The sequence below is a fragment of the Mycobacterium sp. NGS57 genome (assembly GCF_059812405.1).
In genome coordinates this window covers 398833-421689 of sequence record NZ_JCALCP010000001.1, presented here as the reverse complement: position 1 = coordinate 421689, position 22857 = coordinate 398833, and the positions used below count along the sequence as shown (strand labels likewise).

24 protein-coding genes are annotated in these 22857 nt (G+C 70.5%); 10 read left to right on the top strand and 14 right to left on the bottom strand.

Annotation, left to right across the window (positions count from 1 at the left end):
• Positions 1 to 21: 21 nt before the first annotated feature.
• Positions 22 to 411, bottom strand: a complete 390-nt coding sequence (locus tag AC5Y43_RS02215) for a secondary thiamine-phosphate synthase enzyme YjbQ (RefSeq protein ID WP_499969382.1) — start codon at positions 409 to 411, stop codon at positions 22 to 24.
• A gap of 138 nt (positions 412 to 549) precedes the next feature.
• On the opposite strand from AC5Y43_RS02215, the gene AC5Y43_RS02210 reads away from it, so the two are divergent.
• Positions 550 to 1173: a hypothetical protein gene (locus tag AC5Y43_RS02210; RefSeq protein ID WP_499968839.1), complete on the top strand. Its 624-nt coding sequence runs from the start codon at positions 550 to 552 to the stop codon at positions 1171 to 1173.
• Between the two features lie 101 nt (positions 1174 to 1274).
• Here AC5Y43_RS02210 and AC5Y43_RS02205 read toward each other — a convergent pair whose 3' ends face one another.
• Entirely contained in the window at positions 1275 to 1610 is a 336-nt protein-coding gene (locus AC5Y43_RS02205) for a hypothetical protein (RefSeq protein WP_499968837.1), read from the bottom strand.
• Positions 1607 to 2953 (bottom strand): replication-associated recombination protein A, encoded by a 1347-nt coding sequence (locus AC5Y43_RS02200; protein WP_499968834.1) that lies wholly within the window; start codon positions 2951 to 2953, stop codon positions 1607 to 1609. Before AC5Y43_RS02200 ends, AC5Y43_RS02205 begins: the two co-directional genes overlap by 4 nt.
• Before the next feature lie 111 nt (positions 2954 to 3064).
• Here AC5Y43_RS02200 and AC5Y43_RS02195 point away from each other — a divergent pair, with 111 nt between their 5' ends.
• A complete protein-coding gene (locus tag AC5Y43_RS02195) occupies positions 3065 to 4024 on the top strand; it encodes a hypothetical protein (protein ID WP_499968832.1) in 960 nt (319 codons plus the stop codon).
• Between the two features lie 58 nt (positions 4025 to 4082).
• On the top strand, positions 4083 to 4472 hold the full coding sequence (locus AC5Y43_RS02190; protein ID WP_499968830.1) for an MmcQ/YjbR family DNA-binding protein: 390 nt from the start codon (positions 4083 to 4085) through the stop codon (positions 4470 to 4472).
• Here the strand turns inward: AC5Y43_RS02190 and AC5Y43_RS02185 are convergent.
• Genes AC5Y43_RS02185 through aspS form a run of 3 tightly spaced genes read right to left on the bottom strand, consistent with a single transcriptional unit; the run spans position 4464 to position 7702 of the window.
• The gene (locus AC5Y43_RS02185; RefSeq protein WP_499968827.1) at positions 4464 to 5408 is read right to left on the bottom strand and encodes an FUSC family protein; all 945 of its coding nucleotides are present in this window, start codon (positions 5406 to 5408) and stop codon (positions 4464 to 4466) included. The two genes, AC5Y43_RS02190 and AC5Y43_RS02185, sit on opposite strands and share 9 nt — an antisense overlap.
• A 31-nt stretch (positions 5409 to 5439) precedes the next feature.
• Positions 5440 to 5871, bottom strand: coding sequence for a nitroreductase family deazaflavin-dependent oxidoreductase (locus AC5Y43_RS02180; RefSeq protein WP_499968824.1), 432 nt, complete (start codon positions 5869 to 5871; stop codon positions 5440 to 5442).
• Between the two features lie 49 nt (positions 5872 to 5920).
• The gene (aspS, locus tag AC5Y43_RS02175; protein WP_499968822.1) at positions 5921 to 7702 is read right to left on the bottom strand and encodes an aspartate--tRNA ligase; all 1782 of its coding nucleotides are present in this window, start codon (positions 7700 to 7702) and stop codon (positions 5921 to 5923) included.
• A 54-nt stretch (positions 7703 to 7756) separates the two neighbouring features.
• Between aspS and AC5Y43_RS02170 the strand changes: the two genes are divergently transcribed.
• The 3 genes from AC5Y43_RS02170 to ypfJ are packed head-to-tail and all read left to right on the top strand — an operon-like array spanning position 7757 to position 10042.
• A complete protein-coding gene (locus AC5Y43_RS02170; protein ID WP_499969381.1) occupies positions 7757 to 8644 on the top strand; it encodes an oxidoreductase in 888 nt (295 codons plus the stop codon).
• Between the two features lie 9 nt (positions 8645 to 8653).
• Complete coding sequence (locus AC5Y43_RS02165) at positions 8654 to 9157, top strand: SRPBCC family protein (RefSeq protein ID WP_499968820.1); 504 nt, start codon at positions 8654 to 8656, stop codon at positions 9155 to 9157.
• Between the two features lie 9 nt (positions 9158 to 9166).
• Positions 9167 to 10042 carry a KPN_02809 family neutral zinc metallopeptidase gene (ypfJ, locus tag AC5Y43_RS02160; protein ID WP_499968818.1) on the top strand — a complete coding sequence of 292 codons (876 nt, stop codon included), beginning with the start codon at positions 9167 to 9169 and terminating at the stop codon, positions 10040 to 10042.
• A gap of 3 nt (positions 10043 to 10045) precedes the next feature.
• Here ypfJ and AC5Y43_RS02155 read toward each other — a convergent pair whose 3' ends face one another.
• Entirely contained in the window at positions 10046 to 10915 is an 870-nt protein-coding gene (locus AC5Y43_RS02155) for a dihydrodipicolinate synthase family protein (protein WP_499968816.1), read from the bottom strand.
• A 10-nt stretch (positions 10916 to 10925) separates the two neighbouring features.
• A complete protein-coding gene (locus AC5Y43_RS02150) occupies positions 10926 to 11711 on the bottom strand; it encodes an aldolase (RefSeq protein ID WP_499968814.1) in 786 nt (261 codons plus the stop codon).
• Positions 11712 to 11761: 50 nt separating this feature from the next.
• Here AC5Y43_RS02150 and AC5Y43_RS02145 point away from each other — a divergent pair, with 50 nt between their 5' ends.
• Positions 11762 to 12283, top strand: a complete 522-nt coding sequence (locus AC5Y43_RS02145; RefSeq protein WP_499968812.1) for a helix-turn-helix domain-containing protein — start codon at positions 11762 to 11764, stop codon at positions 12281 to 12283.
• 4 nt (positions 12284 to 12287) lie between these two features.
• On the opposite strand, the gene AC5Y43_RS02140 is transcribed toward AC5Y43_RS02145, so the two are convergent.
• Entirely contained in the window at positions 12288 to 12728 is a 441-nt protein-coding gene (locus AC5Y43_RS02140) for an Rv2576c family protein (RefSeq protein WP_499968810.1), read from the bottom strand.
• Positions 12729 to 12764: 36 nt separating this feature from the next.
• Here AC5Y43_RS02140 and AC5Y43_RS02135 point away from each other — a divergent pair, with 36 nt between their 5' ends.
• Positions 12765 to 14306, top strand: a complete 1542-nt coding sequence (locus tag AC5Y43_RS02135; protein ID WP_499968807.1) for a purple acid phosphatase family protein — start codon at positions 12765 to 12767, stop codon at positions 14304 to 14306.
• Here the strand turns inward: AC5Y43_RS02135 and AC5Y43_RS02130 are convergent.
• The 4 genes from AC5Y43_RS02130 to AC5Y43_RS02115 form a co-directional block, all read right to left on the bottom strand.
• Entirely contained in the window at positions 14303 to 15304 is a 1002-nt protein-coding gene (locus AC5Y43_RS02130) for an Rv2578c family radical SAM protein (RefSeq protein ID WP_499968804.1), read from the bottom strand. The genes AC5Y43_RS02135 and AC5Y43_RS02130 overlap by 4 nt on opposite strands.
• 48 nt (positions 15305 to 15352) lie before the next feature.
• Entirely contained in the window at positions 15353 to 15640 is a 288-nt protein-coding gene (locus tag AC5Y43_RS02125; RefSeq protein ID WP_499969380.1) for a CDGP domain-containing protein, read from the bottom strand.
• A gap of 92 nt (positions 15641 to 15732) precedes the next feature.
• Positions 15733 to 17004, bottom strand: a complete 1272-nt coding sequence (hisS, locus tag AC5Y43_RS02120; RefSeq protein WP_499968802.1) for a histidine--tRNA ligase — start codon at positions 17002 to 17004, stop codon at positions 15733 to 15735.
• On the bottom strand, positions 17001 to 17663 hold the full coding sequence (locus tag AC5Y43_RS02115) for an MBL fold metallo-hydrolase (RefSeq protein ID WP_499968800.1): 663 nt from the start codon (positions 17661 to 17663) through the stop codon (positions 17001 to 17003). Before AC5Y43_RS02115 ends, hisS begins: the two co-directional genes overlap by 4 nt.
• Before the next feature lie 104 nt (positions 17664 to 17767).
• On the opposite strand from AC5Y43_RS02115, the gene AC5Y43_RS02110 reads away from it, so the two are divergent.
• On the top strand, positions 17768 to 18667 hold the full coding sequence (locus AC5Y43_RS02110) for a peptidylprolyl isomerase (RefSeq protein ID WP_499968798.1): 900 nt from the start codon (positions 17768 to 17770) through the stop codon (positions 18665 to 18667).
• Positions 18668 to 18746: 79 nt separating this feature from the next.
• The gene (locus AC5Y43_RS02105) at positions 18747 to 20468 is read left to right on the top strand and encodes a protein kinase domain-containing protein (protein ID WP_499968796.1); all 1722 of its coding nucleotides are present in this window, start codon (positions 18747 to 18749) and stop codon (positions 20466 to 20468) included.
• A 4-nt stretch (positions 20469 to 20472) separates the two neighbouring features.
• Here AC5Y43_RS02105 and AC5Y43_RS02100 read toward each other — a convergent pair whose 3' ends face one another.
• Entirely contained in the window at positions 20473 to 22830 is a 2358-nt protein-coding gene (locus AC5Y43_RS02100; RefSeq protein WP_499969379.1) for a RelA/SpoT family protein, read from the bottom strand.
• Positions 22831 to 22857: the final 27 nt, after the last annotated feature.

Sequence of the window (22857 nt, the reverse complement as noted above, 5' to 3'; positions counted from 1 at the left end):
CGTCGGGCGCGGGCGCTGCCGCTAACCCTCCAAAAAGCTCAACCGCACCGACCGCCGCGGGTTGTCGCGGTTGAGGTCGACCAGCACGATGCTTTGCCAGGTGCCCAGCTGCGGGTCGCCCTTGGCGACCGGAATCGTCACCGAGGGCGCGACGAGCGCCGGCAGCACGTGGTCGGCGCCGTGGCCGGGCGAGCCGTGCGCGTGCCGGTAGCGGTCGTCGCGGGGCAACAGCCGTTCCAGCGCGTCCAGCAGGTCGTCGTCGGAGCCCGCGCCGGTCTCGATGATCGCGACCCCGGCCGTCGCGTGCGGGACGAACACGTTGCACAGGCCGTCGCCGTAGCTGAAGCAGAACCGGCGCACCGCATCGGTCACGTCGACGATGCGGCGACGCGCGGTGTCCACCTCCAGCACATCGGTATGCACCCGGTCAAGCCTACCGGCGGCGGCGTCCCCGAAAGCCATTGCGGGCGGTCACGGGTAGGAGGAAGGTAACTGGTGAGACCGGTGGCGCCACCGGGGCGCCGCCCCGACATAGGAGGGGGGCCGATCGTGTACGCACGCTCCACCACCATCCAGGCGCAACCCCTGTCCATCGACATCGGCATTGCGCATGTCCGCGATGTCGTCATGCCCGCGCTGCAGGAGATCGAGGGGTATGTCGGGTTGTCGCTACTGGTCGACCGGCGATCCGGGCTGTGCATCGCCACCAGCTCGTGGGAGAGCTTGCAATCGATGCGCGCGAGCGCCGCGGCGGTGGCACCCATCCGTGACCGGGCCGGTCTGATGTTCGACGGCAGCGCCAGGGTCGAGGAATGGGACATCCCTTTGCTGCACCGCGACCACCGCTCGCAGGAGGGCGCCTGCGTGCGCGCCACCTGGCTCAAGGTGGTATCCAGTCACGTCAACCGGGCCATCGACTTCTATCGGATGTTCGTGCTCCCGGAGATGGAGAGCCTCGACGGGTTCTGCAGCGCCAGCCTGATGGTCGATCACCCGGCGTGCCGGCGGGCGGTGTCCTGCTCGACGTTCGACAGCATGGACGCAATGGCCCGCAACCGCGACCAAGCCACCGAGCTTCGCAGCCGGCGGGTCCGGGACCTGGGCGCCGAGGTGATCGACGTGGCCGAGTTCGAGCTGGCGATCGCCCGCCTGCGGGTGCCCGAGCTGGTCTAAGCGCCCGCTAAGGTCGCCTCGCTTGCCGAACGTGCGGCCAGACGCACGGCCGGCCTCGAGCGTGCGGCCAGCCGCACGCTCGAGCAGTCGCCAGTCAAGCGCTAAGGCAGGGCGTCCCCGGGGAACCCGCGGCAGGGATGCACCTGGTAGGTGAAGACCCCCGCCGCCACCCCGGGGTCGTCGTCCATCAGCGCGGCGGTCTGCCCGACGGTCGCCGCGAAGACCCCGATCCCGCACACGTCGGATTCGTCGGCCACCGGCAGCACCACCGGCAGCACGCCCTCGTCGCGCAGCCCGAAGTTGCGCCGGCCGTGCTCCCAGATGATCCCGGGCGACGACTCGTCGCCGAACCGGGGGCCGCGCTTGAGGATGACGACGCTGTAGGCCTTGGCGGTGGGCAGCAGTTCGCCCATCTCCTCGTCGGTGAAGGTCTTCATGCCCGCCTCCTGCGGATGATCGCGCGCAGCCGGTCCAGCCGGCCGGCCATCTCCCGTTCGCCGCCGCGGCCGGTGGGCCGGTAGTAGTCCACGCCGACCAGCTCGTCGGGTGGATATTGTTGGGCGACAACGCCATCGGGGTCGTCGTGGGAGTACTGGTAGCCCTGGGCGTTGCCCAGCGCGGCCGCCCCGGAGTAGTGGCCGTCGCGCAGGTGGGGCGGCACCAGCCCGGCGTTGCCCGCCCTGATGTCGCCCATCGCCGCGGCCAGCGCGGTGGTGACGGCGTTGGATTTGGGCGCGGTGGCCAGGTGGATGGTGGCGTGCGCCAGGGTCAGCTGGGCCTCGGGCATGCCGATCAGCTGCACGGTCTGGGCGGCGGCGACGGCGGTGGGCAGCGCGCTCGGGTCGGCCATCCCGATGTCCTCGCTGGCCAGAATCACCAGCCGGCGCGCGATGAACCGCGGGTCCTCCCCGGCGACCAGCATGCGCGCCAGGTAGTGCAGCGCGGCGTCGACGTCGGAGCCGCGTACCGACTTGATGAAGGCGCTGACGACGTCGTAGTGCTGGTCGCCGTCGCGGTCGTAGCGCACCGCGGCCTGGTCCAGCGACTGCTCGATGGTCTCGACGGTGACACGCTCGGTCGCCTCGGCCGCCACCTCCAGCGCGGTCAGGGCCCGGCGGGCGTCGCCTGCGGCCAGCTGCACCAACAGGTCGACGGCGTCGGCGTCCACCGCGACGCGCCCGCCCAGGCCACGTTCGTCGTCGATGGCGCGCTGCACCACGGCGCGGACGTCGTCGGGCGTCAGCGGCCGCAGTTGCAAGATCAGCGACCGCGACAGCAGCGGCGCCACGACCGAGAAGGACGGGTTCTCCGTCGTCGCCGCCACCAGCAGCACCACCCGGTTTTCCACCGCGGACAGCAGGGCGTCCTGCTGGGTCTTGGAAAACCGGTGCACCTCGTCGATGAACAGCACGGTCTGCTCGCTTCGGAGGAGCGCCTGACGGGCCGCATCGATGACGGCCCGGACGTCCTTGACGCCGGCCGACAACGCGGACAGCGCCTCGAACCGGCGGCCGGTCGCCTGCGAGATCAGCGCGGCCAGCGTCGTTTTGCCGCTGCCGGGCGGGCCGTACAGGATGACCGAGGCGACGCCCGAGCCCTCGACCAGGCGGCGCAGCGGCGACCCCGGCGCCAGCAAGTGGTCCTGCCCCACCACCTCGTCCAGCGAGGCCGGGCGCATCCGGACGGCCAGCGGCGCTCCGGCCGAGACGCCCAAGCCGTGGCCCGTTGTCCGGGGTGCGCCGGGGAGGTCGAACAGACCGTCGGACACGATTCCAGGCATACCACGCCGGTGTGACGCGATGGGCGGCCCGACACGGGAAAACATGGCGCGCGCCCCGGGCGCTTATTTGTTAAGTTGCCGTGTGCCGACAAGCCGACAGCTAGGACGGACATGAGCCAGCCCCCCGAGTACCCAGGCGCCCCCTACGGGGGAAGCGAGAACCCTCCCGGTTATCCACCCCCGCCCGGCTACGGCGCACCCCCGCCTCCGCCGCCGCCCGGTTACGGCCCCCCGCCCGGTTATGGCGCGCCGCCGCCACCCCCGCCTCCCGGTTACGGGCCGCCGCCCGGCTACGGCGCGCCCCCGCCCGGCTACGGCGCCCCGGTGGGCCAGCAGGGCCCGCCGTTCAGCATCGGCGAGGCGTTCAGTTGGGCGTGGGGCAAGTTCACCCAGAACGCCATGCCGCTGGTGGTGTCCGTCCTGCTCTACGGGCTGCTCGTGGCCTGCTGTTACGGGCTGATCGCCGCCGGCATGAGCATGGGCACGACGACCACCATGACCAACGCCGACGGCTACGACGTCACCAGCACGGACGTGAGCGCCAGCGGGATGGCCCTGGCCGCCGTCGGCTACCTGCTCGTCTACGCGGTGGCGGTGTTCGCCCAGGCCGGCCTCGTGACCGGATGCCTGGACATCGCCGACGGACGGCCCGTGAGCATCGGTTCGTTCTTCAAGCCGCGCAACCTCGGCACGGTGATTCTCGCCGCGATCGTCGTCGGCATTCTGACCGGGATCGGCTCGATCTTCATCATCGGCGGCATCGTCGTGGGCATCTTCGCCCAGTTCGTCATGCCGTTCGTCGTCGACAGGTCGCAGGGCGTCATCGACGCGTTGAAGTCCAGCTTCAGCACCGTCGCGTCGAACTTCGGCAACGCCCTGCTGTCCTGGCTGGTCCAGGCGGCCGCCGTCTTCGTCGGTGCGCTGCTCTGCCTGGTGGGCCTGCTCGTCGGCGGACCCGTGGCCATGCTCATCCTGGTCTACACCTACCGCAAGCTCGCCGGCGGACAGGTCGTGCCGCTGCAGCAGCCGGGCTATCCGGCGGGCCCACCGCCCGGCCCCCAGTTCGGGTAGCCGCGACCTGTTTGCCGATCGCGGGCCGATCGCGCCGTAATCGGAGCACAATTGTGGGGTGGCCACGTGGAGCGACGTCGCCCACATCGTTGGTGAACTGGCGCTCACCTCGGAGCCGTCCCCGCGCGAATGGCGGGTCGGCAAGAAGTTGCTGGCCTGGGAGCGGCCGCTGCGCTCGTCGGACCGCGACGCGCTGGCGCAAAGCGGCGTGGACGCCCCCGAGGGCGACATCCTCGGCGTCCGGGTGTCCGACGAGGGCGTCAAGTTCGCGCTGATCGCCGACGAGCCGGGCGTCTACTTCACCACCCCGCATTTCGACGGCTATCCGGCGGTGCTGGTCCGGCTGGGCGAGATCGCGGTGCGCGACCTCGCGGAGGTGATCACCGAGGCGTGGCTGACGCAGGCGCCGAAGAAGCTCGTCCAGGAATTCCTCGCCGATTCACTCTGAGCGCAGGTCGATGACCCGTTGCAAGTCGTCGATGCACGCCCGCACGGCGTCGGCGAGCGCACTCGATGGCAGCCGCGAGACGTGATGGCGCGCGGACGCGAGGTAGGCGCACGCGCCCGCGGGGTCGGGGTCGGCCAGGGCCGTCGCCGCCGCCAGCACCGCCAGCGCGTCGTGTGCGCCGGCGCCGGGCGCGACGGCGCGGGCCAGCTCCAGCACCGAGCCGGCCAGCAGCGCGACGTGGACGGCCTGGTGGTCGGCGGCCGACACGGCGGCGCGCAGGCCCCAGCGCCGCGGCGCGATGCGGACGGCCTGGCGGGCCGAGGTGCGCGCCTCGATGAGCCCGCCGAGCTGTTGGTGCACCCGGTCGACGGCCGACAGCGGCCAGTCGGCGGGGGCCTCCCGGCGTCCGGCGGCGAGGTCCGCGGCCCGCGTCAGGACGCTCTGCAGGACGCCGAGCACGCCGACGCGCGCGCTGCGCAGCACCGTCAGCGGGTGGGCCGGGAACAGCACCAGGGCGAAGACGATCGCCACCGCGCCGCCGAGCAGCGCGTCGTAGATGCGCTCGAAGCCGACGTCGGTGCGCAACAGGGCCAGCACCAGGATCGCCGAGATGGCGGTCTGGTTGGCGAACATCTGCCCCTGGCCGATGAAGCCGCCCCCGATGAACACCGCGACGCACAGCGCGATCAGCGCGGCCGCCGTCATGGGTATGGCGCCGGGGCCCAGCAGCCACTGCACCAGGCTGCCGATGCCGATGCCCAGGGTCACGCCGAGCATCATCTGGAGGGCGCGCTGCGCGCGCAGCACGTTGCTGACCGACAGCGACACCGCGGCGGCGATCGGCGCGAAGAACGGTTGCGGGTGGCTGAGCACGTCGTGCGCGAGGTACCACGACAGGCCCGCGGCGACCGAGGCCTGCACGAGGTTGAACCACACCGCGCGAAGCCGCTTGCCGCCGGCGCGCAAGTTAGACCGGCTGCAGCTCGATCAGCGGAATCACCCTGCTGGTCTTGGACTGGTACTCGGCGAATCCCGGTGCCGCCGCCGCGATCTGGCCGAACAGCTCGTCGCGCTCGGCGGCGGGCAGCTCGCGGGCGGTGACGTCGAACGAGTCGGTGCCCACCTCCACCCGCGCGGCCGGGTTGGCCCGCAGGTTGTGCACCCACGCGGGGTTGACGGGCGCGCCGGCGAACGATCCGATGACGATCAGCTTGCCGTCGATGCGGAAATAGGCCAGGGGCGACACGCGCGGCTTGCCGGACTTGGCGCCCGTCGTGGTCAGCAGCAGCAGGTCGGCGCCCGCGAATTGGCCGCCGACCTTTCCGGCGTTGGCGCGGAACTCGTCGATGATGCTGGTGTTGAAGGCGTTGATGGTCTCGCTGTCGGGCATCTCGGTCATGCGCGCCGCTCCTCTTCATTGCTTCGCGCTGCATCGTCGCCGGCGCGGGTCATGTTTGCTCAACCCTCTCCGGCTTGGCGTCTATTCCGGACTCGCGCCGCTGCTGGGCGGTGATGGGCGCGGGCGCGTCGGTGAGCGGGTCGACGCCGCCGCCGGTCTTGGGGAAGGCGATCACGTCGCGGATGGAGTCCGTCCCGGACAGCAGCGCGTTGATCCGGTCCCAGCCGAACGCGATGCCGCCGTGCGGGGGCGCGCCAAAAGTGAACGCCTCCAACAGGAATCCGAACTTCTCCTCGGCCTCCGCTTTGTCCAGGCCCATCACCGCGAACACCCGTTCCTGGATGTCGCGGCGGTGGATACGGATCGAGCCGCCGCCGATCTCGTTGCCGTTGCAGACGATGTCGTAGGCGTCGGCGAGCACGCCGCCGGGATCGCCGTCGAGCAACCCTTCGTGCTCGGCCCTGGGCGAGGTGAACGCGTGATGCACCGCGGTCCACGCCCCGGAGCCGACGGCGACGTCACCGGCCGCGGTCGCGTCCTCGGCGGGCTCGAACAGCGGCGGGTCGACGACCCACACGAACGCCCACGCTCCCGCGTCAATCAGGTTGAGCCGCTTGGCGATCTCGCCGCGCGCCGCACCCAGCAACGCCCGCGACGGCTTGGCCGGACCCGCCGAGAAGAAGATGCAGTCCCCCCGCTTCGCCCCGACGTGCGCGGCCAGCCCGCCGCGCTCGGCGTCGGACAGGTTCTTGGCCACCGGACCGCCCAGTTCGCCGTCCTCGCCGACGAGCACGTAGGCCAGGCCCTTGTGCCCGCGCTGTTTGGCCCACTCCTGCCAGCCGTCCAGGGTGCGCCGCGGCTGCGAGGCCCCGCCCGGCATGACCACCGCGCCGACGTACGGCGCCTGGAAGACGCGAAACGTGGTGTCGGAGAAGAACTCCGCGCACTCGACGAGCTCCAGCCCGAAGCGCATGTCGGGTTTGTCGGAGCCGAACCGCCGCATGGCGTCGGCGTAGCTGATCCGCGGGATCGGCGTGGGGATCGCATAGCCGATCAGCTCCCACAGCGCGGTCAGGATCTCCTCGGAGACGGCGATGACGTCCTCGGCGTCGACGAAGCTCAGTTCCATGTCGAGCTGGGTGAATTCGGGCTGGCGGTCGGCGCGGAAATCCTCGTCGCGGTAGCAGCGCGCGATCTGGTAGTAGCGCTCCATCCCGGCCACCATCAGCAACTGCTTGAACAGCTGCGGGCTCTGCGGCAGGGCGTAGAACGAGCCGGGGTGCAGCCGGGCCGGCACCAGGAAGTCGCGCGCGCCCTCGGGCGTCGAGCGGGTGATCGTCGGCGTCTCGATCTCGACGAAGTCGTGCCGCGCCAGCACCGCGCGCGCGGCGGCATTGACCTTGGAGCGCAACCGGATCGCCGCGGCCGGGCCGTCGCGGCGCAAATCTAGGTAGCGGTATTTCAGCCGCAGCTCCTCGCCGGCGGGCTCGTCGAGCTGGAACGGCAGCGGCGCGCTCTCGCCCAGCACGGTCAGCGACGCCGCGTTGACCTCGATCTCGCCGGTCGCGATCTCGGGGTTTGCGTTGCCCTCCGGGCGGATCTCGACGACGCCGGTGACCGCGACGCAGAACTCGGAGCGCAACCGGTGGGCCTGGGCCAGCACGTCCTCGGCGCGGAACACCACCTGCGCGACGCCCGTCGCGTCCCGCAGATCGATGAAGATGACCCCGCCGTGGTCGCGGCGACGGGCCACCCAGCCCGCCAACGTCACCTGCTGGCCGGCGTCGCCCTTCCGAAGCGAACCAGCGGCGTGGCTGCGCAGCACAAACACTCCCCTTTAGGTTGAACGACTGATCAGTCTAAGGGGCCGTGTAATTTCGCTCCTATCGCCACGAACATCGCACTCGTCGGCCCCGGCGCCGTCGGCACCACGGTCGCCGCGCTGCTGCACCGGGCCGGGCATCCGGTGCTGTTGTGCGGGCGCACCCCCCGCGACAACGTCGAGCTGCGGCCCGACGGCGCCGACCCGATCGTCGTGCCCGGCCCGGTGCACACCGACCCGGGCCAGGTGTCCGGCCCGGTCGACGTGGTGGTGCTCGCGGTCAAGGCCACCCAGAACGACGATGCGGCCCGCTGGCTGGCGCGGCTGTGCGCCGAACACACCGTCGTCGTCGTGCTGCAGAACGGCGTCGAGCAGATCGAGCAGGTCCAGCCGCACTGCCCGGCGTCGCCCGTCGTCCCGGGCATCGTGTGGTACGGCGCCGAAACGGATCCGCGGGGCTGGGTCCGGTTGCGCACCCCGGCCCGACTGGTGCTGCCGTCGGGACCGGCGGCGGAAAGCGTCGCCGAGCTGCTGCGCGGCGCGGGCTGCGAGGTGGACTGCGACCCCGATTTCGTCACCGCGGCCTGGCGCAAGCTGCTCGTCAACGCGCTGGCCGGGCTCATGGTGCTGACCGGGCGGCGATCCGGGATGTTCCGGCGCGACGACGTGGCCGCGCTGTCGCGCCGCTACGTGGCCGAATGCCTGGCCGTCGCGCGGGCCGAGGGCGCCCGGCTGCCCGACGACACCGTCGACGAGATGGTCGGGATGTTCCGCAGCGCCCCCGAGGACATGGGCACCTCGATGCTGGCCGACCGGGAAAACCGGCGCCCGCAGGAGTGGGACATCCGCAACGGCGTGATCATCCGCAAGGCCCGCGCCCACGGCCTGCCGACCCCGATCAGCGACATCCTGGTGCCGCTGTTGGCCGCCACCAGCGACGGGCCCGGCTAAGTTAGATCCATGTTCCCCTGCGAGCGCGTCGGCCTGGACTTCGTCGACAACGCGCGGTTCCGCTTTCAAAACAGCGTCGACCTCGCGGTCACGCCCGAGCAGCTGTTCGAGGTGTTATCCGACGCCGGGTCCTGGCCGCGCTGGGCCAGCGTGATCACCAAGGTGACGTGGACCAGCCCCCCGCCGTTCGGCGTCGGCACCACCCGCACGGTCGAGATGCGCGGCGGCCTCGTGGGCAACGAAGAGTTTTTGGCGTGGGAACCGTTCAGCCGCATGGCGTTCCGGTTCAACGAGTGTTCGACGCAGGCCATCCAGGCGTTCGCCGAGGACTACCGCGTCGAGGTCATCGCGGGTGGCTGCCGGCTGACGTGGACCATGGCGCAGCAGCCGGCCGGCCCGTCGCGGTGGGCGATGCCGCTGGTCGCGCCGCTGCTGAACCTGGGGCTGCGCCGTTTTCTGCGCAACCTGCGCAGCTACACCGACGCCCGGTTCTCGGCAACCCGGCAACATTAGGAGCGCGCGATGACGTTCAACGAGGGCATGCAGATCGACACCAGCGCCGCGTCGTCGTCGGGCGGCGGGGGCGGGATGGGCATGGCCATCGGGGGCGGCGGCGTCGGGCTGCTGGTCCTCGTCGTGGCGATGTTCCTGGGCGTCGACCCGGGCGGCGTCGTCAGCCAGCAGCCGATGGACAGCGGCTATTCGGCGCCCGGTTTCGACCTGAGCCAGTGCAAGACCGGGGCCGACGCCAACAAATACGTACAGTGCCGCGTCGTCGCCACCGGCAACTCCGTGGACGCGGTGTGGCATCAGCTGATGCCGAGCTATACCCGCCCGAAAGTGCGACTGTTCAGCGATCAGGTGTCGACCGGATGTGGCATGGCCACCACCGACGTCGGGCCGTTCTACTGCCCGGTGGACAAGACGGCTTACTTCGACACCAGCTTCTTCCAGGATGTGCTTGTCAGGCAATTGCATTCCAGCAACGGAGCTTTCGCGCAGGAATATGTCGTCGCCCATGAGTACGGCCATCACGTGCAGAACCTGCGGGGGGTGCTGGGCCGCGCCTCGCAGGGCGCAAAGGGCGCGGGCGGCAACGGCGTGCGCACCGAACTGCAGGCGGACTGCTACGCGGGGGTCTGGGCGCACTACGCGTCGACGGTCAAGCAGAACGACGGCACGCCGTTCCTGAACCCGCTGACCGACGACGACATCAGCGCCGCGCTGTCGGCCGCGGCATCCGTCGGCGACGACCGCATCCAGAGACAGTCAACCGGGCACATCAACCCCGAAAGCTGGACGCATGGTTCGGCTGAGCAGCGCCAGCATTGGTTCACCACCGGCTACCAGACCGGCGACCCGAACAGCTGCGACACCTTCTCGGCCACCAACATCTAGCTTTTAGCCGGCCAACAGCGCCTTCAGTTCGGCGCGGCCCTGCTCGTCGAGCGGCAGCAGCGGCAGCCGCGGGTCGCCGACCGGGAAGCCCAGCAGGTCCAGGCCCGCCTTGACCGTGGTGGCCAGCCCACCGGCGACGATGAACTGCAGCAGCGGCTTGAGGTCGTCGTAGCGGGCCTGGGCCGTGTCGAGGTCTCCGGCGCGCACCGCCTCGTACAGGTCGATGCACGGTTGGGGCCGCAGATTGGGTGCGGCCGTGCACCATCCGGACGCGCCGGCCTTCAGCGCGTCGAGCACCAGCGGGTTGCTGCCGTTGTAGAACGGCAGCCGGCCGCCGGACAACTCGGCGATGCGCTGCATGCGGGTCAGGTCGCCGGTGGACTCCTTGACCATGGTGACGTTGTCGATGGATTCGAACATCTCGACCAGCAGTTCGGGGCGCATGTCGACGCCACTGGTGGCGGGGTTGTTGTAGGCCATGATCGGGATTTCGATGGCGTCGCTGACGCTGCGGTAGTGCTGGGCGATCTCGCGCTCGGTGAGCTTCCAGTACGACACCGGCACGATCATCACCGCGTCGGCCCCGGCCTGTTGCGCGTACACCGCGCGCCGAACCGTCTTGGCGGTGGTCACATCCGAGACGCCGACCACCACCGGCACCCGCCCGCCGACCGCGGCGATCGTGGTGTCGACGACGGCATCGGACTCGGGCTCCTCGAGGTAGGCCAGCTCGCCGGTGCTGCCCAGCGGGGCGATGCCGTGCGCGCCGTCGGCGACGAGCTTCTCGACGAGCGCGGCAAGCCGCCCCGTATCGATTCCGTCACCGGAGAACGGGGTCACCGGATAGGCGATGATGCCGTGGATGTCGGGCACGGGGCTCCTTCTAGCTCGTCAGGACGTCGGGGTGGCGGGCCAGCGCCCGGCGCGCATAGTAGGCGAAGTTGGCCCGGCTGCGCTGCGGCGACAGCGTCCAGTCGTGCGCCTCGCGGGCCAGCCGCTCGGGCAGTTCCTTGACCCTGCCGGCGGCCATGGCGGCCAGCTGCAGCTTGGCGGCGCGCTCGATCAGGATGCCCAGCGAGCACGACTCCTCGACGCTGGCGCCGGCGATGACGTGGCCGTGGTGGGCCAGCAGGACCGCCTTCTTGTCGCCGAGGGCGGCCGAGATGATCTCCCCCTCCTCGTTGCCCACCGGCACGCCCGGCCACTCGGGAAGGAACGCGCAGTCGCCGTACAGCGGGGTGGTGTCCATGTGCGAGACGATCAGCGGGACCTCGAGCATCGACAGCGCAGCCACGTGGAAGGCGTGGGTGTGCACGATGCATTGCACGTCGGGCCGCGCGCGGTAGATCCAGCTGTGAAAGCGGTTGGCGGGGTTGGGGATTCCGTCCCCGTCGAGGACGTTGAGGTCCTCGTCGACCAGCAGCAGGTTGGCGTCGGTGATCTCGTCGAACCCCAAGCCGAGCCGCTGCGTGTAGTAAGTGCCGTCGTCCTCGGCGCGGGCGGTGATCTGCCCGGCCAGCCCGGAATCATGCCCGGCGTCGAACAGCGCCCGGCAGGTCAGCGCCAGCTTCTGCCGGATGCTCAGCTGCGAATCCGCGACGTTGGCGGTCAGCTGCTCGGCGGCCCGGCGCATCAGGTCGGATTTCGAATCGCTGAACGAGGTGGCCATATGACACAATGGTAGCAGTTAGGAAACTTCGTGTCATGAGAGGGGGTCGGGTGACGGCACTACTGCGCGCGGTCCGCCGGGAACGCGGCCTGACCCTCGAGCAACTCGCCGCCCAGACCGGGCTGACCAAGAGCTATCTGTCGAAGATCGAGCGCCGCCAGAGCACGCCGTCGATCGCGGTGGCCTTGCGGGTCGCGCGGGCGCTCGACGTCGACGTCGGCCGGTTGTTCTCCGACGAGGCGGCCGAGGAAAAGATCACGGTGGACCGGGCTCCGGGCGGCGCCGGCGGCGAGCGCTACCGGGTCCTGGCGTCATCGCTGCTGGGAAAGTCCATGTCGCCGTTCGTGGTTCGCCCTACGGGCAATCCGAGCGACGATCCCCATCCCGAGCACACCGGGCAGGAGTTCGTCTTCGTCCACGCCGGCCGGGTCGAGCTGGAGTACGGCGACCAGAGCATCGCGCTGGGCGCGGGCGACAGCGCCTACTTCGACGCGTCGGTCAGCCACAAGATCCGCGCTGTCGGCGCCAAGCCCGCCGAGGTCGTCGTGGTCGCGAACGGCGCCGCCGGCTAACTCGCTAGGGCCGCGCCGCGCAGGTGACGGTGGTGGTCGCATCCTGGCGCGCGACCACCTGGCCGTCCACGGCGATCTCGCAGTGGAACGACGCGGGGCCGTTGCCCGAATCCGGCCAGTGCAGCATGCCGCTGGCGGTGACGCTGGCCCACTGGGTCGGGTTCGCCAAGGTGGCCGTGTAGGTCACCGGCGCTCCCCCGCTCAGCGGCGCCTGCACACTTGTCATGAACTTCGACGCGTCTGCGTTGTAGGCGGCCTGGCTGGGCGGATCGGAACTCACGTAGTTGACGGTGGCGGTCAGGTTGTTCGGGCTCGTCACCGTGTACGTCACCTGATGGCCGGCCGGATCCGCGGATGAGGTCCCGGGCACGGCTGCGGCTGCGGCTGCGGCCGCCGCAAACGTCGCCACGGCAACCTTGCTGGTCACTTTTCGCACACTCGTCATATCGAAAACGCTACCGGATTCGTTACCTTGGGCCGCATGAGCGACGACCCGGCGATCACCCGCCGCAGGTTTCTGACGACGAGCGCGGCCTCGGCCGCCCTCGGCGGCGGGGCGGTGCTGCTGTGGTCACATCCGCACGGGCCGGCCGTGTGGTCGCAGCCGGACCGCAACGGCGCGCCGCCGGTGACCGGATTGCACCTGCAGTTCGGCAGGCAGGCCGCCACCGAGGTGGTGGTGTCCTGGCACACCACCGAGGCCGTGCGCAATCCGCGGGTGATGCTGGGCACCCCGGCTGCGGGGTTCGGGCGCACCGTCGCGGCCGAAACGCGGACCTACCGAGACGCCAAGTCGGGCACCGAGGTTCGCGTCAACCACGCGCGGCTGACGGGCCTGGACCCGGACACCGACTACGTGTACGCCGCGCTGCACGACGGGGCGGAGCCCGCCCAGGGCACGGTGCGGACCGCACCGAGCGGGCGAAAACCACTGCGGTTCACCAGCTTCGGGGACCAGTCCACCCCCGCGCTGGCCAGGATGCCCGACGGCCGGTTCGCGACCGACAACATCGGATCGCCCGCGGCCGCCGACACCACGCTGGCCATCGAACGCCTCGGCCCGCTGTTCAACCTGGTGAACGGCGACCTGTGCTACGCCAACCTGGCGAACGACCGGATCCGCAGCTGGTCGAACTGGTTCGAGAACAACACCCGCTCGGCGCGCTACCGGCCGTGGATGCCGGCCGCGGGCAACCACGAGAACGAATTGGGCAACGGGCCAATCGGTTACGCCGCATATCAGACGTACTTCGCGCTGCCCGATTCCGGGTCGAGCCCGCAGACCCGCGGGCTGTGGTACGGGTTCACCGCGGGCTCGGTGCGGGTGATCAGCCTGGCCAACGACGACGTCGCCTACCAGGACGGCGGCAACTCCTACGTGCACGGCTACTCCGGCGGGGAGCAAAAGCGCTGGCTCGCGGCCGAACTGGCGGATGCGCGGCGGGACCCGCAGGTGGATTGGGTCGTCGTGTGCATGCATCAGACCGCGATCTCCACCACCGACCGGTCCAACGGCGCCGACCTGGGGATCCGCGAGGAATGGCTGCCGCTGTTCGACCGGTATCACGTCGATCTGGTGGTGTGCGGCCACGAGCACCACTACGAGCGGTCGCACCCGTTGCGCGGCACGCTGGGCACCGACACCCGCACGCCGGTCCCCGTCGACACCCGCAGCGACGTCATCGACGCGACCCGCGGCACGGTGCACCTCGTCATCGGCGGCGGCGGCACTTCGGCGCCGAGCAACGGGTTCTTCTTCCCCGAGCCGCGCTGCCGGGTGCTGACCGGCGTGGGCGGGTTCGATCCCGGCATCGGCCGCAAGGCGCCGATCTACGTGTTAGAGGATGCGCCGTGGTCGGCGTTTCGCGACCGCGACAACCCTTACGGCTTCGTGGCTTTCGACGTCGATCCGGGCCCACCCGGCGGTAACACCTCGATCAAGGCCACGCACTACGCGCTGCGCGGGCCGTCCGGCGGCGTCGTCGCGATCGATCAATTCACCCTGACCAAGCCGCGGTCTTAAAACAGCGTCTGCTGGCACGGCTGCGGCGCGGCGGGTTTCGGGAACGGGCGGTGATCCCCGCCGAGCCGGTACTTGGCGATCAGCGGAGCGGCCCGCTCGCGCAGCGCGTCGCGGTAGGCCGGCGGCAGGTACGCGCCGCGGCGGTAGAGCTCGCGGTAGCGGCCGACGAGCCCGGGGTGCGCGCGGGCCAGCCAACCCATGAACCAGCCGCGGGTCGTGCCGCGCAGGTGCAGCCCGAACACCGTGACGCCGGTGGCGCCGGCCGCCGCGATCTGGCCCAGCAGCGCGTCGAGGTGCTCGGCCGAGTCGGTCAGGTGCGGCAGCACCGGGGCGACCATCACGTGGCAGCCCAGGCCGGCGTCGCGGATCGCGGCGATCAGCGCCAGGCGCGCCTGCGGTGTCGGGGTGCCGGGCTCGACGTCGCGGTGCAGGTCCGGGTCGCCGACCGCCAGCGACACCGCGACCGATACCGAAACGTGTTGGGCCGCATCGGCGATCAGCGGCAGGTCGCGGCGCAGCAGCGTGCCCTTGGTCAGGATCGACAGCGGCGTGCCGGATCCGGCGAGCGCGCCGACGATGCCCGGCATCAGCGCGTAGCGGCCCTCGGCGCGCTGGTAGGGGTCGGTGTTGGTGCCGAGCGCGACCGTATCCCGCTGCCACGACGGCCGGCGCAGTTCGCGCTTGAGGACTTCGGCGACGTTGGTCTTGACCACCACCTGGGTGTCGAAGTCGGCGCCGGGGTCGAAGTCCAGGTATTCGTGGGTGGGGCGGGCGAAACAGTAGCGGCAGGCGTGCGAGCAGCCGCGGTAGCCGTTGACGGTGTACCGGAACGGCAGCGCCGCCGCGTGGGGCACCTTGTTGAGCGCCGACTTGCACAGCACCTCGTGGAACGTGATGCCCTCAAATTGCGGCGCGCGCACGCTGCGGACGAGCCCGATCCGCTGCAGTCCCGGCAGCGCCCCGTCGTCGGCGGTGACGGCCTGGTTGGCCCAGCGCATGCCTCTATTCGAACAATCGTTCGATGCGAAGTCAAGTGGGGATGCGGCTCAGCCGTCGATGTGCGTCGGCGGGTCGCCGTCGAGGCCCCCGAGCGTCTGCCCGGGGCCCATCACGCCGCAGTGCTTGTCGGGCACCAGGTAGGAGCTGGCCCCGTGGGGAACCAGCTGGGTGACCGCGACGCAGCGCTCCCAGGTGCCGTCGGGCTGGAGGGGCCCGTCGCACTTGCTGAGCACGGGTCCCCCGTAGAGGCAGCCGGCGCTGGCCGGCGGTGCCGCGGCGATCAGTCCGGCGGCCATCAGCGCGGCGGCCAGCGCCCCGACGATGTAGTGCTTCATGATGGCCTCCCCGTCGCCGTCGCCGGTGCCGACGCGCTTCTCACGCGAGCCTAACCGCACCGCGAAAAGTCGCGCGGAGTTTCGCGGTGCGGTCAGGCTCGCGGCCGGCCCAGCCGCCCCAGCACGTCGGCGACGACGGAGTCCGTCGAGACCGATACCTGCTCCCCCGACGAGAGGTCCTTCACCCCGACCGTCCCGGCCTCGATGTCGCGGTCCCCGGCCACCAGCGCGATCCGGGCGCCGGAACGGTCGGCCGCACGCATGGCCCCCTTGAGCCCACGGTCGCCGTAGGCCAGGTCGACGCGCACGCCGGCGGCGCGCAGCCGCGCGGCCAGTACCGCCAGGCGCAGCTTGGCCGGCTCGCTCAGCGGCACCCCGAACACGTCGCAGCGCGCGGCCTCCCCCACGGTCTTGCCCTCGGCGCGCAGCGCCAGCAGCGTGCGATCGACCCCGAGCCCAAATCCGATGCCGGACAGGTCTTGTCCGCCGAGTTCGCGCATCAGGCCGTCGTAGCGGCCGCCGCCGCCGATGCCGGACTGCGCGCCCAGCCCGTCGTGCACGAACTCGAACGTGGTCTTGGTGTAGTAGTCCAGCCCGCGCACCATGCGCGGGTTGACGACGTAGGGAACGCCGAGCGCGTCCAAATGCGCCAGCACCGTGTCGAAGTGCTGCTTGGCCGCGTCGGACAGGTGATCGAGCAGCACCGGCGCGTCGGCCGTCATCGCGCGCACGGCGGGGCGTTTGTCGTCCAGCACGCGCAGCGGGTTCAGCTGCGCGCGCCGCCGGGTCTCGTCATCGAGGTTGAGCCCGAATAGGAAGTCCTGCAACAGTTCTCGATACGCCGGACGGCAGGTGTCGTCGCCCAGCGAGGTGATCTCCAGCCGGAACCCGTCCAGGCCCAGCGCGCGGAAACCCCCGTCGGCGACGGCAATCACCTCGGCGTCCAGCGCCGGATCGTCGACGCCGATCGCCTCCACGCCCACCTGCTGCAGCTGACGATAGCGTCCGGCCTGCGGGCGTTCATAGCGGAAAAACGGCCCGGCGTAACAAAGTTTGACCGGCAGCGCGCCGCGGTCGAGGCCGTGTTCGATGACCGCGCGCACCACCCCGGCGGTGCCCTCGGGCCGCAGCGTCACCGAGCGGTCGCCGCGGTCGGCGAAGGTGTACATCTCCTTGGACACCACGTCGGTGGATTCGCCCACGCCGCGGGCGAACAGCGCGGTGTCCTCGAAGATGGGCAGCTCGATGTCGCCGTAGCCGGCGCGGCGGGCCGCGCCCAGCAGCCCGTCGCGCACGGCGACGAACTGGGCCGAATCGGGCGGGACGTAATCCGGCACGCCCTTGGGCGCAACAAAATCCGTCACGCGCCCAGGCCCTCGAGGAACGGGTTGAACCGCCGCTCCGCCCCGATGGTGGTGGCGTTGCCGTGGCCCGGCAACACGACGGTGTCGTCGTCGAGCACCAACAGCTTGTCGAGGATCGACGTCAGCAGGTCGCGCCCGCTGCCGCCGGCCAGGTCGGTGCGGCCCACCGACCGCTCGAACAGGGTGTCACCGGTGAACACGAGATCCTTATCGGAGGCCACCCGGAAGACCACCGAACCGCGGGTGTGGCCCGGCGTGTGGTCGACGTTGACGGTCACGCTGCCCAGGTCGAGCTTGTCGCCGTCGCGGTCGAGCTCGACGACCTGCTTGGGCTCGCGGAAGAAGGCGCCCGCCGCCAGCTGCGCCAGCCGCGGGCCGAAGCCGTGGATCGGGTCGGTCAGCATGAACCGGTCCTCGGGGTGGATGAAGGTGGGACAGCCGTAGGTGTCGGAAACCTTCTGGGCCGACCACATGTGATCGATGTGCCCGTGGGTCAACAGCACCGCCGCCGGGGTCAGCCGGTTCTCGTCCAGGATGCGGCGCAGCGGACCCATCGCACGTTGGCCGGGGTCCACGATGACGGCGTCCGTGCCGGGGCGCTCGGCCAGCACATAGCAGTTGCACTGCAACATGCCGGCGGGAAATCCGGTGATCAACACGGTTCCCAGTTTCCCACGGAACCCGGTTGACACCGGTCACGGCGCCCACATTAGCCTGGGCTGGCTACCCGGGGCCCGACGACCAGCATGGAGGCATACCGGCCGTGCCGACCAACGAACAGCGACGCGCCACAGCCAAGCGCAAACTCGAACGGCAGCTCGAGCGCCGCGCGAAGCAAGCCAAAAGGCGCCGCGTCACGGTGATCGCCGGCGGCTCGATCGTGGCGGTGGCCGTGATCGCCGCGGTGGTGATCGCGATCGTCACCAACGAGCACGAGCACAAGACCACCTCGGCCGCCCCGACCAGCGGCGCCGCCACCAGCTCGCCGTCGTCGACCACGCCGGCCGGGCCGACGCCGCCCACCGCGGCGCTGCCGCCGTTCAAGCCGTCGGCCGACCTGGGCGCCAACTGCCAGTACCCGGCCACCCCGCAGGAGCCGGCGGCCAAGCCGGTCAAGCCGCCGCGCACCGGGAAGGTCCCGACCGAGCCGGCGCAGGTGAGCGCGAGCATGGCGACCAGCCAGGGCAACCTCGGGCTGATGCTGGCCAACAACGAATCACCGTGCACGGTCAACAGTTTCGCGAGCCTGATCGGCCAGAAGTACTTCGACGGCACCAAATGCCACCGGCTGACCACCTCGGCGTCGCTGGGTGTCCTGCAGTGCGGCGACCCCAAGGGCGACGGCACCGGCGGCCCCGGCTATCAGTTCGCCAACGAATACCCGACCGACCAGTACCCGCCGAACGACCCCAAGGCGCAGGAGCCGGTGGTCTATCCGCGCGGCACCCTGGCGATGGCCAACGCCGGGCCCGGCACCAACGGAAGCCAGTTCTTCCTGGTCTACAAGGACTCCCAGCTGCCGCCCCAGTACACCGTCTTCGGCACCATTCAGCCCGACGGGCTGGCCACGCTGGACAAGATCGCCAAGGCCGGCGTCGCCGGCGGCGGCGAGGACGGGCCGCCGGCCGCCGAGGTCACCATCAAGTCGCTGCTGCTCGACTAACCTCAAGCGGCGCAACACAGGTCGCAACGGTTGGTGAGAATGGCCAGACTCGCGCTCCCGACCATTTAAGGTTCGTCAAGTGAGTATTGATCCGGAGACATTCGGTCATTACCAGATACAGGGGTTACTGGGCCGCGGCGGCATGGGGCGCGTGTACCGCGCCTACGACGCCACCACCGACCGGATCGTGGCCCTCAAGGTGCTCCCCCCGCACCTGGCCGAGGATCAGGACTTCCAGCACCGGTTCCGCCGCGAGGCGCGCATCGCGGCAAGCCTCAACGACCCGCACGTGGTGCCCATCCACGGCTACGGCGAGATCGACGGCCGGCTGTACGTCGACATGCGGCTGATCGAGGGCCGCGACCTGTCGGAGTACATCGCCGAGAACGGCGGACGCCTGTCCCCCGAGCGCACGGTCGCGGTGATCGAACAGGTGGCGGCGGCGCTGGACACCGCCCACGGCGTGGGCCTGATCCACCGCGACATCAAGCCGAAGAACATCCTGGTCACCAAGGCGCGAAACTTCGTCTACCTGATCGACTTCGGCCTCGCGCGCGCCGAGACCGACACCCAGCTCACCGGTACCGGCGCCACGATGGGCACCGTGGCGTACCTGGCGCCCGAGCGCTTCCGGGGGCTGACGGATCACCGCGCCGACGTGTACTCGCTGGCCTGCGTGCTCTACGAGTGCCTGACCGGCGCCCGCCCCTACCCCGGCGACAGCCTCGAGGAGCAGCTCAACGCGCACGTCAACACGCCCCCGCCGCGGGCGTCGATCATCACCCCCGGCGTGCCGCCGGCCTTCGACGCGGTGATCGCCAAGGGAATGGCCAAGGACGTCGCGTCCCGCTACCAGTCGGCGATCGAGCTCGCCGAGGGCGCCAGGGCGGCGCTCGCCAACCCGGCCGCCCCGGCGTCCGTGCCTCCGCCGCCACCGGTGCCGCCGGCGGCCCCGCCACACCCGGCGCGCACGTTCAACCGGCGCCTGGCGCTCGGGATCGTCGCCGGGTCGGTCATCGCGCTGGCCGCGGTGGTGGCGCTGGTCATCTCGCTGGTGACCCAGAGCGACGGCCACACCGACAGCGCCGCGTCGAGCTCCCCGACGCGGGCCCGCGGGGCCGCGCGGCCGGGAACCGTCCCCGGGTCCGCGGGACCCGCCGCCGTGCCGCCGTTGCCGGCGTTCGCGCCGCCGCCGGACGTCGGCGCCAATTGCCAATACCCGCCGGCGCCGGATGCGTCCGTCCGGGCAGTCAACCCGCCGCCGTCGGGGCGGGTGTCCACCGAGCCGGCGCAGATCCACGCCACCATCGCCACCAACTACGGCGACATCGGCATCCAGCTCGCCAACAACGAATCCCCGTGCGCCGTCAACAGTTTCGAGAGCCTGGCGCGCCAGCAGTTCTTCGACAACACCGAATGCGGCCGGCTGATCGACGAGCCGGAAGGCGGCACGCTGCTGTGCGGCGGCCCCGACAGCGCGGGCTCCGGCGGCCCGGGCTACGAATACGCCGACGAATACCCCACCAACCAATTCAAGCCCGACGATCCCGCGCTCAAGGAGACGGTGATCTATCCGCGCGGAACGGTCGCGATGGCGACCTCCGGCCCCAACACCAACGAGAGCCAGTTCTTCATGGTGTACCGGGACACCGAGACCGAGCCCACCTCGACGGTGTTCGGCACGGTCGACGAGACGGGACTGCTGATCCTGGACAAGATCGCCAAGGCGGGCGTGGCCGGCCACCGCAGCCGGGGCAATCCCGCCAACCCGGTCACCATCACCTCGGTGCGGGTGGGCTAGAAACCTACGCCGCGGACGTCACCCGGTAGACGTCGTAGACGCCCTCGACGTTGCGCACGACATTGAGCAGATGCCCGAGGTGCTTGGGGTCGCCCATCTCGAAGGTGAACCGGCTGATCGCCACCCGGTCCCCCGACGTCGTCACCGACGCCGACAGGATGTTGACCTTCTCGTCGGCGAGCACCCGCGTGATGTCCGACAGCAGCCGGTGCCGGTCGAGGGCCTCGACCTGAATGGCCACCAGGAACACCGACGACGCCGACGGCGCCCACAGCACCTCGATGATGCGCTCCGACTGTTGTTGCAGCGACGCGGCATTCGTGCAGTCGGTGCGGTGCACGCTCACCCCGCCGCCACGGGTGACGAACCCCATGATCTGGTCGCCGGGCACCGGCGTGCAGCACTTGGCCAGCTTGGTCAGCACGCCGGGGGCGCCCGGAACCGAGACGCCGACGTCGTCGCTGCTGCGCGGGCGGCGCAGCATGGTGGTCGGCGTGGACCGCTCGGCCAGTTCCTCCTCGGCCTGGTCGATGCCGCCGAGTTCGGCCAGCAGCCGCTGCACGGCATGCTTGGCCGACACGTGGCCCTCGCCGATCGCGGTGTAGAGCGCGGACACGTCGGTGTAGTGCAGCTCGCGGGCCACCGCGGCCATCGACTCGCCATTGACCAAGCGCTGCAAGGGAAGTCCGCCGCGGCGCACCTCACGCGCCATCGCCTCCTTGCCGGCCTCCAGCGCCTCCTCGCGGCGCTCCTTGGCGAACCACTGGCGGATCTTGGTCTTGGCGCGCGGCGATACCACGAACTGCTGCCAGTCGCGCGACGGCCCGGCGTTGGGCGCCTTGGACGTGAAAACCTCGACGACTTCGCCGTTTTCCAGCTTGCGCTCCAGCGCCACCAGCCGGCCGTTGACCCGGGCGCCGATGCAGCGGTGGCCGACCTCGGTGTGCACCGCGTAGGCGAAGTCGATGGGTGTCGACCCGGTCGGCAGGGTGATCACGTCGCCCTTGGGGGTGAACACGAAGATCTCCTGGACCGCGAGGTCATAGCGCAGCGATTCCAGGAACTCACCGGGGTCGGCGGCCTCACGCTGCCAGTCGAGGAGCTGGCGCATCCAGGCCATGTCGTCGATCTCGGCGGCGGCGTGCGGATGCGGAACTCCATTGCGGCCCTTGGCTTCCTTGTAGCGCCAGTGCGCGGCGATCCCGTATTCGGCGGTGCGGTGCATGTCGCGGGTGCGGATCTGCACCTCCAGTGGCTTGCCCTCCGGCCCGACGACGGTGGTGTGCAGCGACTGGTACACGCCGTAGCGGGGCTGGGCGATGTAGTCCTTGAACCGGCCCGCCATCGGCTGCCACAGCGAATGCACCACGCCCACAGCCGCATAGCAGTCGCGGATCTCGTCGCAGAGGATACGGATGCCGACCAGGTCGTGGATGTCGTCGAAGTCGCGGCCCTTGACGATCATCTTCTGGTAGATCGACCAGTAGTGCTTGGGGCGGCCCTCCACCGTCGCCTTGATCTTCGACGCGCCAAGGGTGTTGACGATCTCGGTGCGGACCTTGGCCAGGTAGGTGTCCCGCGACGGCGCGCGCCCGGCGACCAGCCGAACGATCTCCTCGTACTTCTTGGGGTGCAGGATCGCGAACGACAGGTCTTCGAGCTCCCACTTGACGCTGGCCATGCCCAGCCGATGGGCAAGGGGCGCAATGACTTCCAGCGTCTCACGGGCCTTGCGGGCCTGCTTCTCAGGCGGCAGGAAACGCATCGTGCGCATGTTGTGCAGCCGGTCGGCGACCTTGATCACCAGCACCCGCGGGTCACGCGCCATGGCGGTGATCATCTTGCGGATGGTCTCGCCCTCGGCGGCGCTGCCCAGCACCACCCGGTCCAGCTTGGTCACACCGTCGACGAGGTGACCCACCTCCTCGCCGAACTCCTCGGAGAGCGCCTCGAGCGTGTAACCGGTGTCCTCGACGGTGTCGTGCAGCAGCGCCGCCACCAAAGTGGTGGTGTCCATGCCCAATTCGGCCAGGATGTTCGCGACCGCCAGCGGGTGGGTGATGTAGGGGTCACCGGAATGGCGCAACTGGGTGGCGTGGCGCTGGTCGGCCACCTCGAAGGCGCGCTGCAGCATCGACAGGTCGGCCTTGGGATAGACCTCGCGGTGCACCGCCACCAGCGGCTCGAGCACGGGATTCAGCGCGCTGCGCTGGGCGGTCATCCGGCGGGCCAGCCGGGCCCGCACGCGGCGCGAGGCGCTGCTGGAGGACTTCAGGGTCTCGATCGGCTCGGTTACCGCCGGCGCGTCGGTGACGGCGGCGGGCGCGTCGAGAGCCTGCGCCCCGCTCTTCTCGTCCGCCACGTCGGTCACCTCCGACCTCGAGGATAT